Source organism: Stutzerimonas kunmingensis (assembly GCF_014764705.1).
Lineage (GTDB): Bacteria > Pseudomonadota > Gammaproteobacteria > Pseudomonadales > Pseudomonadaceae > Stutzerimonas.
In genome coordinates, this window is record NZ_JACXXG010000023.1 from 62849 (window position 1) to 76291 (window position 13443).

The following is a 13443-nucleotide window of genomic DNA, read 5'->3' on the forward strand; positions in this document are numbered from 1 at the left end:
AGCTTGGACAACACAACGGAAGTGACACTGAGAAGCAACATATGTCATCAAATACGACTTTAAGCGTGTTGACATTCATGTGACTAGATGCTGATATTTGGCACATGTCATATGACAACAGATGACTTCAAGAACAATAATGACAGGCACCCCGATGACTACCACCCCCAATCCCACGCTTGGCCGTCTTCTGCTCACCGGAGCGGCAGGCGGCCTTGGCAAGGTCTTACGCGAAAAGCTGCAGCCCTACGCCCGTATCATCCGACTGTCCGATATCGCGCCGATGGCCCCGGCAGCCGGCGAACACGAGGAGGTCGTGCCTTGTGATCTCGCCGACAAGGCGGCCGTGCATGCCCTGTGCGAAGGCGTAGATGCCATCGCCCATTTCGGCGGCGTCTCCGTCGAGCGGCCGTTCGAGGAAATCCTCGACGCCAATATCCGCGGCACCTTTCACATCTATGAAGCAGCCCGCTTGCACGGCATCAAGCGCGTGGTCTTCGCCAGCTCCAACCATGTGATCGGCTTCTACCCGCAGACCGAAACCCTGGACGCCCACGCACCACGGCGCCCGGACGGCTACTACGGCCTGTCCAAGTCCTATGGCGAGGACATGGCGAGCTTCTACCACGATCGCTACGGCATCGAGACTGTCAGCATCCGCATCGGCTCCTCGTTCCCCGAGCCGGCCAACCGCCGAATGATGAGCACCTGGCTGAGCTTTCGTGACCTCACCGAGCTGATGCGCTGCGCGCTGTTCACGCCAGCGGTCGGCCATACGGTGGTCTACGGCATGTCCGCCAACCGTGATGTGTGGTGGGACAACCATCTGGCCGCGCACCTGGGCTTCCAGGCGCAGGACAGCTCCGAAGCGTTCCGCGACAAGGTTGAGCAGCAACCGCCTTACAGCGCCGACGACCCGGCCGGCATCTATCAGGGCGGCGCCTTCGTCGCAGCCGGCCCCTTCGACTGATAGCCCCCCTTCGCCCGCGTACAACAACAAAGAGAAACGCAATGGCCAGTGAAGCTGAACTCATCGCCGACCTGCGCTGCGCCACCGGTGAAAGCCCGGTCTGGGTCGCCGCCGAACAGGCGCTGTACTGGGTCGACATCCCCAACCGCGAGCTGCTGCGCTGGAGCGCTGCCGACGGCCAGCTTTCCCGCTGGCAGGGCGAGCAGATGCTGGCCTGCATCGCCCGCCACGGCGACGGCTGGGTGGCCGGCATGGAGAGCGGCTTCTTCGCCCTGCAGACAGGCCCGGACGGCCGGCTCGACAGCCGCCCGTTGGCGACCATCGATCACCAGCTGCCCGCGATGCGCATGAACGATGGCCGCTGCGATCGCCAGGGCCGCTTCTGGGCCGGCAGCATGGCGCTGGACATGGCCGCCGGGCATCCGGTCGGCGCGCTGTACCGGCTCGATGACCAGGCCGCGCGCGGCCCGCTGGTGCCGCAGCTGGACGGCTTCATCGTGCCCAACGGCCTGGCCTTCAGCCCGGACGGGCGAACCATGTACCTGTCCGATTCACATCCCGGCGTGCAGAAGATCTGGGCCTTCGATTACGACACCGACAGCGGCACGCCGAGCCGTCGCCGCCTGTTCGTCGACACGCTCGAGTACCCCGGCCGCCCCGACGGCGCCGCTGTGGATGCCGAGGGTTGCTACTGGACCTGCGGCAACGACGCCGGGCTGATCCACCGCTTCACCCCGGACGGACGGCTGGATCGCTCCCTCGCCGTGCCGGTGAAGAAACCGACCATGTGCGCCTTCGGCGGGCCACGGCTGGACACGCTGTACGTCACCTCGATCCGACCTGGCGGCGATCTGAGCGACCAGCCGCTGGCCGGTGGCGTCTTCGCCCTGAACCCAGGCGTCACCGGACTGGAGGAACCCGCTTTCAACTGACTCACCAGGGAAGGGCCGCTGCGTGCCCAACCTCGCTTCTCGCAACGCTGCACACCAACAAAAACAAGATGGAGAGTGTCATGAACCTCAAACGCAAGTTGCTCGTTACCGCCCTACCCTTCGCCTTCTGCGTCAGCGGGCTGGCACATGCCATGACGCTGAAGATTGCCGAGATCCACCCGGCCGGCTACCCCACGGTGGTCGCGCAGGAGAACATGGGCAAGAAGATCGCCGAAGCCACCAAGGGCGAACTGGATTACCGCATGTTCGCCGGCGGTGTTCTCGGCTCGGAAAAGGAAGTGGTCGAGCAGGTGCAGCTCGGCGCGGTACAGATGACCCGCGTCAGCCTCGGCACCCTCGGACCGGTGGTCCCGGACGTCAACGTGTTCAACATGCCGTTCGTGTTCCGCGACCATGAACACATGCGCAAGGTCATCGATGGCGACATCGGCCAGGAGATCCTCGACAAGATCACCAACTCCGAATTCAACATGGTCGGCCTGGCCTGGATGGACGGCGGCGTGCGCAACCTCTACACCAAGGAGCCGGTACGCAGTCTGGAAGACCTCAAGGGCATGAAGATCCGCGTGATCGGCAACCCGATGTTCATCGAAACCTTCAACGCCCTGGGCGCCAGCGGTATCGCCATGGACACCGGCGAGATCTTCAGCGCATTGCAGAGCGGCGTGATCGACGGTGCCGAGAACAACCCGCCGACCATGCTTGAGCACAACCACTTCCGCAACGCCAAGTACTACAGCCTGACCGGCCATCTGATCCTGCCCGAGCCGATCGTGATCTCCAAGACCACCTGGAACAAGCTCAGCGCCGAACAGCAGGACCTGGTGAAGAAGTTCGCCAAGGAAGCGCAGTTCGAAGAGCGCAAGTTGTGGGACGAGAAGTCCGCCGCCAGCGAAGCCAAACTCAAGGAAGCCGGGGTCGAGTTCATCGAAATCGACAAGAAACCCTTCTTCGACGCCACCGCGCCGATCCGCGAGAAGTACGGCGCGCCCTACGCCGAACTGATCAAGCGCATCGAAGCCGTTCAGTAATCCTCGTGCAAGCGCATCGCGGCGGCCGGTGCCGTCGCGATGCAACCGGTGGACTCTCATGAAAAACCTGGTTCTGGGCGTCAATGACGCCATCTATCGCACCTGCGTCATCGTCGCGGCCACGGCGATCGTGATCATGGCGACGATCATCCCGTGGGGCGTGTTCAGCCGTTACGCACTGGGCCAGGGCCTCGGCTGGCCCGAGCCCATCGCCATCCTGCTGATGGTGCTGTTCACCTTCGTCGGCGCCGCCGCCAGCTACCGCGCCGGCGCACACATGGCCGTACAGGTACTCAGCGATCGCCTGCCGCCGCTGGCCCAGCCCTTCATCATCCTGTTCGTGCGCCTGGCCATGGCGGCCATCAGCCTGTTCATGCTGATCTGGGGCTACAAGCTGTGCGTTGCCACCTGGAACCAGTACCTGAGCACCCTGCCCTGGATGCGCGTCGGTTTCAGCTATGCGCCGATTCCACTGGGCGGCTTCATCACCCTGCTGTTCGTCATCGAGCAACTGCTGTACGGCGACCAGAGCAAGCGCCGTGTCGTCGACTACGAAGCCCGCGAAGAGTCCAAGGAGTCCGTGTAATGGATGCCGTCGTCCTGTTGGGCAGCTTCATCGTCCTTATCCTGCTACGCGTTCCGGTAGCCTACTCCCTCGGCCTGGCCACGCTGGTCGGTGCCTGGTGGATCGATATTCCACTGCACGCCGTGATGATCCAGATCGCCGGCGGCGTGAACAAATTCTCCCTGCTGGCCATTCCGTTCTTCGTCCTGGCCGGCGCGATCATGGCCGAAGGCGGCATGGCCCGCCGCCTGGTCGCCTTCGCCGGGGTGCTGGTCGGCTTCGTCCGCGGCGGCCTGTCACTGGTCAACATCACCGCCTCGACCTTTTTCGGCGCCATCTCCGGCTCGTCCCTGGCGGACACGGCCTCGGTCGGCTCGGTGCTGATCCCGGAAATGGAAAAGAAGGGCTACCCGCGGGAGTTCTCCACCGCGGTGACCATCTCCGGTTCGGTGCAGGCACTCTTGACCCCACCCAGCCACAACTCGGTGATCTACTCGCTGGCGGCCGGCGGCACCGTGTCGATCTCCGCGCTGTTCGTCGCTGGCATCGGCCCGGGCCTGCTGCTCAGCACCGCCATGGCCGCGCTCTGCCTGCTGTTCGCCCGCAAGCGCAACTACCCCAAGGGCGAAGTGGTGCCGCTGCGCCAGGCGCTGAAGATCTGCGTCGAGGCGCTCTGGGGCCTGATGACCATGGTGATCATCCTCGGCGGCATACTCTCCGGCGTGTTCACCGCCACCGAGTCCGCTGCGGTGGCGGTGGTCTGGGCCTTCTTCGTCACCATGTTCATCTACCGCGACTACAAGTGGCGCGAGCTGCCAAAGATGCTGCACCGCACGGTGCGCACGCTTTCCATCGTGATGATCCTGATCGCCTTCGCCGCCAGCTTCGGCTACATCATGACGTTGATGCAGATCCCGTCGAAGATCACCACCGCGTTCCTGACCCTGTCGGACAACCGCTACGTGATCCTCATGTGCGTCAACCTGATGCTGCTGGTGCTGGGCACGCTGATGGACATGGCGCCGCTGATCCTGATCCTCACGCCGATCCTGCTGCCGGTGGTGACGTCGTTCGGCGTCGACCCGGTGCACTTCGGCATGATCATGCTGGTCAACCTGGGGATCGGCCTGATTACCCCGCCGGTCGGTGCGGTACTCTTCGTCGGTGCCGCCATCGGCAAGGTCACCATCTAGAACACCGTGAAGGCCCTGCTGCCGTTCTACGCCGCGCTGTTCGCCGTGCTGATGGCAGTGACCTATATCCCGATGATTTCGCTGTGGCTGCCGAGCGTAGTGCTCTGATCCAGCTCACGATCTGCTGCGCGTCGGCCCTCCTGCGTTAAAAACAGGCTCGGAATGCTCATTTACAAAAGTAAACTCCGCTTCCTCGCCTGTTTTTGCCTTGTAGGGCTCTAGCTCGCAAGATCTCACACACTGCCTGCTTCGCTGCATCGTTTGCCGAGATACTCGCCCAAGCAAAGCCGCCTTGTGGGCAGCGCCTCGTTTAAGGACGTATCGCCCTGCCATGTTAGCCACGCCGTTTCCACGCCACATCGCTGTACTGGTCCTGGCCACGCTGGCCTGTTCGTTCGCGGCCAACCACATCGCCGCGCGGATCGCCTTCGATCACGGCACCGGCCTGCTGCTGGCCATGCTCTGCCGCGCCGGGGTGACCCTGCTGGTGCTGGGCGCGCTGGTGTTCTGGCGGCGCGAATCGCTGCGCCTGAGTCCGGCCACCTGGCGCTGGCAGATCCTCCTGGGTCTGCTGATCGCGGTGCAGAGCTTCTGCATCTATTCGGCGGTGGCGCGCATTCCGGTGGCGCTGGCGCTGCTAGTGGTGAACCTGTCACCGATCCTCCTGGCGTTGCTCACCTGGGCAGTGGGCGGGCCGCGGCCGACCCGCGTGGCGCTTGCGATCATGGGCCTGATCCTGTTCGGCCTGGTGCTGGTGCTGGATGTACCCGCGCGCCTGATGAGTAACGAGGCGACGGATGAACAATGGACCGCCGGGATCCTGTTCAGCCTGACCGCCGCCGCGGTGTTTGCGGTGGCGCTGTGGGTCACCGAGCACAAGCTGTCGAGCATGGCCGGCTCGGTGCGCAGCATGCTGACGCTGATCGTGGTATTTACCGCCTCCGCGCTGCTCGGCGCCAGCGACCTGATTCCGGGTGGTCTGGGCCTGCCCAATGCAACTGCCGGCTGGATCGCCCTCGCCTGCCTGGTGCTGCTTTACGGCGCGGCGTTCTCGACGCTGTTCATCTGCATGCCGCGGCTGAACATCGCGCGCAATGCGCCGGTGATGAACATGGAGCCGGTGGCCGGCATGGTGCTCGGCTGGCTGATCCTCGGGCAGGTACTCGGGGCCATGCAAGTGCTCGGCGGCCTGATCGTGGTCGGCGGTATCGTCCTGCTGGCCTACCGCCGCTAGGGCTGTCGACGTACCCGGCGCTAGCTGCGCCGGGGCGGCGATCAGTTCTGCAGCACTTCCGCTTCGGCGCTTTCGTGGGCCTGGCGCAGCCGCTCGCGGCTGTTGGTCAGGTGCAGCCGCATGGCCGCCCGCGCGGATTCCGGGTCCTGGCGCTCGATGGCCTCGTAGATCTGCTCGTGCTCGCGGCCCAGGCGCGCCTGGTAATGCTGCTGATCGTCATGGGCCAGCCGTGCGGAATTGACCCGGCTGCGCGGGATCAGCGTGGTGCCCAGGTGGCTCATGATGTCGGTGAAGTAGCGGTTGCCGGTGGCTTCGGCGATCTGCAGATGGAACTGGAAATCCGATGACACCGCATCGCTTGAGTGCGCCGCGCTCTGGTTGAGCTGATCGAGAAAGGCGCGCATGGCCGCCAGCTGCTCGGGCGAGCGGCGCTGCGCGGCCAACCCGGCCGATTCCACTTCCAGACTGATGCGTAGCTCGAGAATCGCCAGCAGGTCGCGCAGGGTGCCGATGGTCGCCGGGTCGATGCGCAGCCCGGTGGTGCTCGGGGTATCCAGCACGAAGGTGCCGATGCCGTGCCGCGTTTCCACCAGCCCCGAGGCCTGCAGGCGCGAGATCGCCTCGCGCACCACCGTGCGACTCACACCCTGCGTCTGCATAATGGCGGACTCGGTCGGCAGCTTGTCGCCGCGCTTCAACATGCCGTCGCGGATCTGCTGCGACAGTTCGGCGACCAGCTCCTGGGCGAGGCTGCGGTGTTTGCGACGGACGCGTGGCTGGGCGCTCTGGTTATCCATGGACGGCGATCTCTGAGAAGCGGAAGCAACCGTCATCATAGCCCAGCAGTTGTACGATAACTATTGATCCATTGCATTTGTAGGGAGATTGCGCGCAACCATCGCGCCAGATGTCCTAGGGCGATGGGCGACAGTGCCCGGCCCGGCAGCGGTTGGCCTGATGGCTGGGGTCCTGCTGCATGAGCTTGCGCGTGACGCCGTTGGTCCAGCCGAAGCCGTCCTGTAGCGGATACTCGCCGCCTTTGGCGTGCTCGGTGCACGGGCGCAGTACGTATTTTTCCACCAGCTTGTTCTCGCGCTCGAACAGGTGGCTGACGATGGTCAGCCAGCGCTCCTCGATATCCAGCGCCAGCGCGTCATGGCCGTAGTGCTGCAGGCCGCGAATGGCGATCCACTGCAGCGGCGCCCAGCCGTTGGGTCGATCCCATTGCTCGCCGCTGCCGCTGATCTCGGTGGTGGCCAACCCGCCTGGGGCCAGCAGGCGGGCACGCACGGTTGTCGCGACCGCTGCCGCCTGCTCGGCATTGGCCATGCGCACGAACAGCGGCGCCAGGGTCGCGGCGGTGAGGTTGTCGCGCTGCCGGCCGCGCCGCCAGTCATAGTCGAAGTAGGCGCCGGCGCGCGGATTCCACAGGTAGTGGTCGATCGCTGCCAGGCGAATTTCGGCGCGCCGCGCAAAATTCTCGGCACAGGCCTGCTGGCCCTTCACCGCCGACAGCTCGGCGATCTGCCGCTCGAGCTTGTAGAGCAACGCATTGAGGTCGATGGGCAGGATGCTGGTGGTGCGGATGGTCGCCAGCCGGTGCGCATCGTCCAGCCAGCGCGAGCTGAAGTCCCAGCCCGATTCGGCACCGGCGCGCAGGTCACGATAAACCTCGTGCCGCGGCCGGCAACTGGCGCGGGCGGTCTCGACGTCTTCGCGATAGGACTCCTCGCGCGGCGTATCGCGCTCGTCCCAGTAACGGTTGAGCACCACGCCGTCGGCCAGGCAGACGCAGCGCCGGTGCCGCTCACCGGGGCGCAGCGCATCGGCACCCTCCATCCAGAAGGCATATTCCTTGTGCAGCTGCGGCAGGTAATCGCTGGCCCGGTGCACGCCGTTTTCCTCGAACAGCTCGGTCATCAGGGCGAACACCGGCGGCTGCGAGCGGCCGAGGTAGTAGGTGCGGTTGCCATTGGGCACATGGCCGTAGGTGTCGATCAGGTAGGCGAAGTTGTCCGCCATCGAGCGCAGCAGGTCACAGTGCCCGCTCTCGTCCAGGCCGAGCATGGTGAAGTAGGAATCCCAGTAGTACAGCTCGGTGAAGCGCCCACCCGGCACCACGTACGGGTGCGGCAGCGGCAGCAGCGAGGAATGCTCGGGATGGTCCTGCGGCTGCCGGGTGAGCACCGGCCAGAGCCGGTCGATGTGTTCGGCCAGGCTGTCGTCGGGGTTGGCGACGAATTCCCTGACCGGCATCTCGTAAAGGCTGAAGTGCTCGTGGACGAAGGCGCCGAGATCGAAGCCGGGCTCACTGCAGCGGGCGCGGTAAGCCTCGAGGATGACTTCGGGATGGCGCCGCGGCGCGCAGTCGACGAAGGTCTTGCTGTCGGGAAAGATGCGCTGCATCTGCACCGCGACGAACAGCTCCTGATAGCGATCGGCGGGGCTTAGGGTATCGGCCAGCGAGATGGCGCTGACGTCATGGCTGAACGGCTGGTAAGACTGGCTACTGGTCATTGTTCGCTGTAATTCCATAACAGACCGCCATCGACCACCAGGGTAGTCCCGGTGATGTAGTCGGCATCCGGAGAAGCCAGAAAGGCGACGACCCCAGCCACATCACGTGGCCTGCCGAGGCGTCCGGCGGGGATGTTCTGCAGCAGGCTGGCGAGCTTCTCCGGCTGGTTCATCAGCTCGCGATTGATCGGCGTTTCCACTGCGCCCGGCGCCACGTTGTTCACCGTGATGCCCAGCGGCGCGAGTTCGATGGCGATGTTGCGCATGAGCATCTTCAGCCCGCCCTTGCTCGCACAGTAGGCGGTGAAGTTGGGGTGCGGCAATTCCTCGTGCACCGAACTGTTGTTGATGATCCGCCCGCCACGGCCCTGCTCGCGCAGATAGCGGGCAAAGGCCTGGGCCAGGAAGAACGGCCCGCGTAGGTTGACGTCGAGTACCCGGTCGTAGTCGCCCTCCTCGGCGTCGAGAAATGCGGCGTGCGCCTGCACCCCGGCGTTGTTCACCAGGATATCCAGGCGGCCCATGCGCTCGACGCTCTCGCGCACCAGCCGCTGGCATTGCTCGACCTGGCTGACGTCCGCGGCGATGAAGCAGACCCGCCGCCCCACGGCGCGTACTTGCTCGAGGCTCGCACGGGCCTCGTCATCTTCCTCGCGGCCGTTGATGACCACATCGGCCCCCTCCTCGGCCAGACGCACGGCGATGCCGAGGCCGATGCCGTGAGTACTGCCGGTGACCAGAGCCACCTGATTCTGCAAGCGCATTGCGGTCCTCCAAAACGCTCTGGCGAGCGCGATGCCGTTTCGACCAATGATGCACATGAGACGGAACGAGCCATCGCACGTTCAGTCTTTCGCCCGCTGATCGCACTGCACGCCTACGTTAGCTGCCTAATCTTTCTCTCCTCCGGACAAAGGCGCAAAATGGCCGGCTCTCCGCTGCTCGTCGAAGGACGTCATGGCTACCGCCAATCTGCGCAAGGGTTATCTGCTGGGGCTGGCCACGTTCAGCATCTGGGGCATGTTCCCGCTCTACTTCAAGGCACTCGAGCAGTACGGCGCGCTGGAGATCGTTACCCAGCGGGTGATCTGGTCGGCGGTGTTCGGTTCGCTGGTGCTGCTGGTCTGGCGCCACCCCGGCTGGTGGCGCGAACTGCTGGCACATCCGCGACGGCTTGGCGTGCTCGGCATCTCCAGTGTGCTGATCGCCGCCAACTGGCTGATCTACGTCTGGGCGGTGAACCACGACCGGATGGTCGAAGCCAGCCTGGGCTACTACATCAATCCGCTGGTCAACGTGCTGCTCGGCATGATCGTGCTGCGCGAGCGGCTGCGCCCGCTGCAGTGGCTGGCGGTGGCGATGGCCACTGTCGGCGTCAGCCTGCAGCTGCTGATGCTCGGTGAATTCCCATGGATCTCCATCGTGCTTGCGCTGAGCTTCGGCAGCTACGGTCTGCTACGCAAGCTGGCACCGGTGGCCGCGTTGCCCGGGCTGGTGGTGGAAACCTGGATGTTGTTGCCGGTAGCGCTGGTCTGGCTGTTCTGGTTCAGCAGCGGCACCAGCACCGAACCTGCGTTCTGGACCAGCACCGATGCGCTCTGGCTGATGGCCGCCGGGCCGGTGACGCTGATTCCGCTGCTCGGCTTCAACGCCGCGGCGCGTCACCTGCCGTATTCGACCCTGGGCTTTTTGCAGTACCTGACGCCCACGCTGTTGCTGATCCTCGCCGTGAAGTTGTTCGACGAACCCTTCCCGGTCGACCGTCAGTTGGCCTTCTTCTGCATCTGGGCGGGGCTCGCCGTCTACAGCCTGGACGCCTGGCGGGTGATGCGCAAAAGCGCCGGCTGAAAATGATCTCCGCGACGGTCTAGGGCTTCTCGGCCGGCTGCAGCTTGAGCTCGACCATCAGGTCGTCGGCCAGGGTCTCCAGGCGCTGCTGCAGAGTCTCCAGCGACAGGTCGCTCGGTACGGCCAGCCTCACCTCGGCGCGGAACAACAGCTCGCTGCTCATCGGCGCCGGCAATACTTCGGTGTCCAGGCTTTCCAGGTTGACGCCATGCTCGGCGAGCAGACGGGTAATGTCGCGGACGATGCCGGGGCGGTCGTTGCCGACCAGCTCCAGCTGAATTTCCTGCCAGCTCGCCGCTGGCTCCGTGCCGCTATGCGCCAGCAGGACGCGAATGCCCTGCGCCTCAAGCCCCTGCAACGCGGCGGTCAGCTCGGCATGCGCCTGCTGCGGCACGGCTACCCGCAGGATGCCGGCGAACTGTCCGGCCATGCGCGACATCCGGCTCTCCAGCCAGTTGCCGCCGTGATCGGCGATGCACTTGGCCAGTCGTTCGACCAGCCCTGGCTGATCTTCGGCAATGACGGTAAGAACGAGGTGATCCATGGACGGCTCCTGTGCTGGGAATTCGCTCACGCGGTAGCGACGGCCCATTAGGTATAGCAGGCAGCCGCCCCAACGACAGTCTGCGGCGCCCTCGCCCGGCGTCGCAAGGCCGAAACTACCGGCTCTTTCGGCGGACTGATTTTCCCCGGCGCTTCATGTAGTATCCGGCGACTCGGACTACAAGAAACGAAACTGTCCGTCGAATTAGAAGAACCAAGTGAGGCGAGTAATGACTGAGCGCGTTCAAGTCGGTGGCCTGCAGGTCGCCAAAGTCCTGTACGACTTCGTGAACAACGAAGCGATTCCCGGTACCGGCGTCGATGCCGCCGCCTTCTGGGCTGGCGCCGACAGCGTCATCCACGACCTGGCGCCGAAGAACCGCGCGCTGCTGGCCAAGCGCGACGAGCTGCAGGCGCAGATCGATGCCTGGCACCAGGCTCGCGCCGGTCAGGCCCACGACGCCGTGGCGTACAAGAGCTTCCTGCAGGAAATCGGCTACCTGCTGCCGGAAGCCGAAGACTTCCAGGCCACCACCGAGAACGTCGACGAAGAAATCGCCCGCATGGCCGGCCCGCAGCTGGTGGTGCCGATCATGAACGCGCGCTTCGCCCTGAACGCCGCCAACGCCCGCTGGGGCTCGCTGTACGATGCCCTGTACGGCACCGATGTCATTTCCGAAGAAGACGGCGCCAGCAAGGGCCCGGGCTACAACGAGATCCGCGGCAACAAGGTCATCGCCTACGCGCGCAACTTCCTCAATGAAGCCGCACCGCTGGAAAGCGGCTCCCACGTCGATTCCACCGGCTACCGCATCGAAGGCGGCAAGCTGGTCGTTTCGCTGAAGGACGGCACCACCACCGGCCTGAAAAACCCGGCCCAGCTGCAGGGCTTCCAGGGCGAAGCCAGCGCACCGATCGCCGTGCTGCTGAAGAACAACGGCATTCACTTCGAGATCCAGATCGACCCGGCCAGCCCGATCGGCCAGACCGACGCGGCCGGCGTGAAAGACATCCTGATGGAATCGGCGCTGACCACCATCATGGACTGCGAAGACTCCATCGCCGCCGTCGACGCCGACGACAAGACCATCGTCTATCGCAACTGGCTCGGCCTGATGAAAGGCGACCTGGTCGAGGAGCTGGAAAAGGGCGGCAAGCGCATCACCCGCGCGATGAACCCGGACCGCGTCTACACCAAGGCCGACGGCAACGGCGAGCTGACCCTGCATGGCCGCTCCCTGCTGTTCATCCGTAACGTCGGTCACCTGATGACCAACGACGCCATCCTCGACAAGGAAGGCAACGAGGTGCCGGAAGGCATCATGGACGGTCTGTTCACCAGCCTGATCGCGGTGCACAACCTCAACGGCAACACCAGCCGCAAGAACACCCGCACCGGCTCGATGTACATCGTCAAGCCGAAGATGCACGGCCCGGAAGAAGTGGCTTTCGCCACCGAGCTGTTCGGCCGCGTCGAGGACGTCCTCGGTCTGCCGCGCAACACCCTGAAGGTCGGCATCATGGACGAGGAGCGTCGTACCACGATCAACCTCAAGGCCTGCATCAAGGAAGCGCGCGAGCGCGTGGTGTTCATCAACACCGGCTTCCTCGACCGCACCGGTGACGAAATCCACACCTCCATGGAAGCCGGCCCAATGGTGCGCAAGGCGGCCATGAAGGCCGAGAAGTGGATCAGCGCCTACGAGAACAACAACGTAGACGTGGGTCTGGCCTGCGGCCTGCAGGGCAAGGCGCAGATCGGCAAGGGCATGTGGGCCATGCCTGACCTGATGGCTGCGATGCTCGAGCAGAAGGTCGGCCACCCCATGGCCGGCGCCAACACCGCCTGGGTACCGTCGCCAACCGCCGCCACCCTGCACGCCATGCACTACCACAAGATCGACGTGCAGGCGCGTCAGGTGGAACTGGCCAAGCGCGAAAAAGCTTCCATCGACGACATCCTCACCATCCCGCTGGCGCAAGACACCAACTGGAGCGAGGAAGAGAAGCAGAACGAGCTGGACAACAACTCGCAGGGCATCCTCGGCTACATGGTCCGCTGGGTCGAACAGGGCGTCGGTTGCTCCAAAGTACCGGACATCAACGACATCGCGCTGATGGAAGACCGCGCCACCCTGCGTATCTCCAGCCAGCACGTAGCCAACTGGATGCGTCATGGCGTCGTTACCAAGGATCAGGTGCTCGCAAGCCTCAAGCGCATGGCGCCGGTGGTTGACCGCCAGAACCAGGGCGACCCGCTGTACCGCCCGATGGCGCCTGACTTCGACAACAGCGTGGCCTTCCAGGCTGCCCTGGAGCTGGTCCTCGAAGGCACCAAGCAGCCCAACGGTTACACCGAGCCGGTGTTGCACCGCCGCCGTCGTGAGTTCAAGGCCAAGAGCGGCCTGTAACCCGCGTCCGAGCTGCACAGGAACCGCCCTTCGGGGCGGTTTTTTTATGGTGCGCCAGGCATGGCGCGTAGCGCCGTGACTGGCGCTGTCGGGTTCACTGTGGTGGTGAGCCTGGCGACTTGGAGGTGAAAGTCCTCTACACACCCGGCAAGGGGAAGTGTTAGCTGAAGGCAAGGGT

11 protein-coding genes and 1 pseudogene are annotated in these 13443 nt (G+C 64.5%); 8 read left to right on the forward strand and 4 right to left on the reverse strand.

Features of this window, described 5'->3' with window-relative positions:
- Positions 1–154 precede the first annotated feature (154 nt).
- The 6 genes and pseudogenes from IEG05_RS16600 to IEG05_RS16625 all read left to right on the forward strand — a co-directional run bounded on the left by IEG05_RS16600 (position 155) and on the right by IEG05_RS16625 (position 5946).
- The gene (locus IEG05_RS16600) at positions 155–970 is read left to right on the forward strand and encodes an NAD-dependent epimerase/dehydratase family protein (protein ID WP_046617568.1); all 816 of its coding nucleotides are present in this window, start codon (positions 155–157) and stop codon (positions 968–970) included.
- 41 nt (positions 971–1011) lie between these two features.
- Positions 1012–1902, forward strand: coding sequence for an SMP-30/gluconolactonase/LRE family protein (locus IEG05_RS16605; RefSeq protein WP_046617567.1), 891 nt, complete (start codon positions 1012–1014; stop codon positions 1900–1902).
- A gap of 80 nt (positions 1903–1982) precedes the next feature.
- On the forward strand, positions 1983–2954 hold the full coding sequence (locus IEG05_RS16610) for a TRAP transporter substrate-binding protein (protein WP_191122404.1): 972 nt from the start codon (positions 1983–1985) through the stop codon (positions 2952–2954).
- A gap of 58 nt (positions 2955–3012) precedes the next feature.
- Positions 3013–3540 carry a TRAP transporter small permease gene (locus IEG05_RS16615; RefSeq protein WP_041015650.1) on the forward strand — a complete coding sequence of 176 codons (528 nt, stop codon included), beginning with the start codon at positions 3013–3015 and terminating at the stop codon, positions 3538–3540.
- Positions 3540–4820: pseudogene (locus tag IEG05_RS16620) on the forward strand (TRAP transporter large permease). Before IEG05_RS16615 ends, IEG05_RS16620 begins: the two are co-directional and overlap by 1 nt.
- Before the next feature lie 223 nt (positions 4821–5043).
- A complete protein-coding gene (locus tag IEG05_RS16625) occupies positions 5044–5946 on the forward strand; it encodes an EamA family transporter (protein WP_104098869.1) in 903 nt (300 codons plus the stop codon).
- 41 nt (positions 5947–5987) lie between these two features.
- Here the strand turns inward: IEG05_RS16625 and IEG05_RS16630 are convergent, their stop codons facing one another.
- From IEG05_RS16630 to IEG05_RS16640, 3 genes are all read right to left on the reverse strand, one after another.
- Complete coding sequence (locus IEG05_RS16630; RefSeq protein WP_191122405.1) at positions 5988–6743, reverse strand: FadR/GntR family transcriptional regulator; 756 nt, start codon at positions 6741–6743, stop codon at positions 5988–5990.
- A 115-nt stretch (positions 6744–6858) separates the two neighbouring features.
- Positions 6859–8463 (reverse strand): alpha,alpha-trehalase TreF, encoded by a 1605-nt coding sequence (gene treF / locus IEG05_RS16635; RefSeq protein WP_191122406.1) that lies wholly within the window; start codon positions 8461–8463, stop codon positions 6859–6861.
- Entirely contained in the window at positions 8460–9227 is a 768-nt protein-coding gene (locus tag IEG05_RS16640) for an SDR family NAD(P)-dependent oxidoreductase (RefSeq protein WP_191122407.1), read from the reverse strand. Before IEG05_RS16640 ends, treF begins: the two co-directional genes overlap by 4 nt.
- A 193-nt stretch (positions 9228–9420) precedes the next feature.
- Here IEG05_RS16640 and rarD point away from each other — a divergent pair, with 193 nt between their 5' ends.
- A complete protein-coding gene (rarD, locus tag IEG05_RS16645) occupies positions 9421–10311 on the forward strand; it encodes an EamA family transporter RarD (protein WP_191122408.1) in 891 nt (296 codons plus the stop codon).
- Between the two features lie 19 nt (positions 10312–10330).
- Here rarD and IEG05_RS16650 read toward each other — a convergent pair whose 3' ends face one another.
- On the reverse strand, positions 10331–10855 hold the full coding sequence (locus IEG05_RS16650) for a glycine cleavage system transcriptional repressor (RefSeq protein WP_125860204.1): 525 nt from the start codon (positions 10853–10855) through the stop codon (positions 10331–10333).
- A 229-nt stretch (positions 10856–11084) separates the two neighbouring features.
- On the opposite strand from IEG05_RS16650, the gene IEG05_RS16655 reads away from it, so the two are divergent.
- Positions 11085–13265 (forward strand): malate synthase G, encoded by a 2181-nt coding sequence (locus IEG05_RS16655; RefSeq protein ID WP_191122409.1) that lies wholly within the window; start codon positions 11085–11087, stop codon positions 13263–13265.
- Positions 13266–13443: the final 178 nt, after the last annotated feature.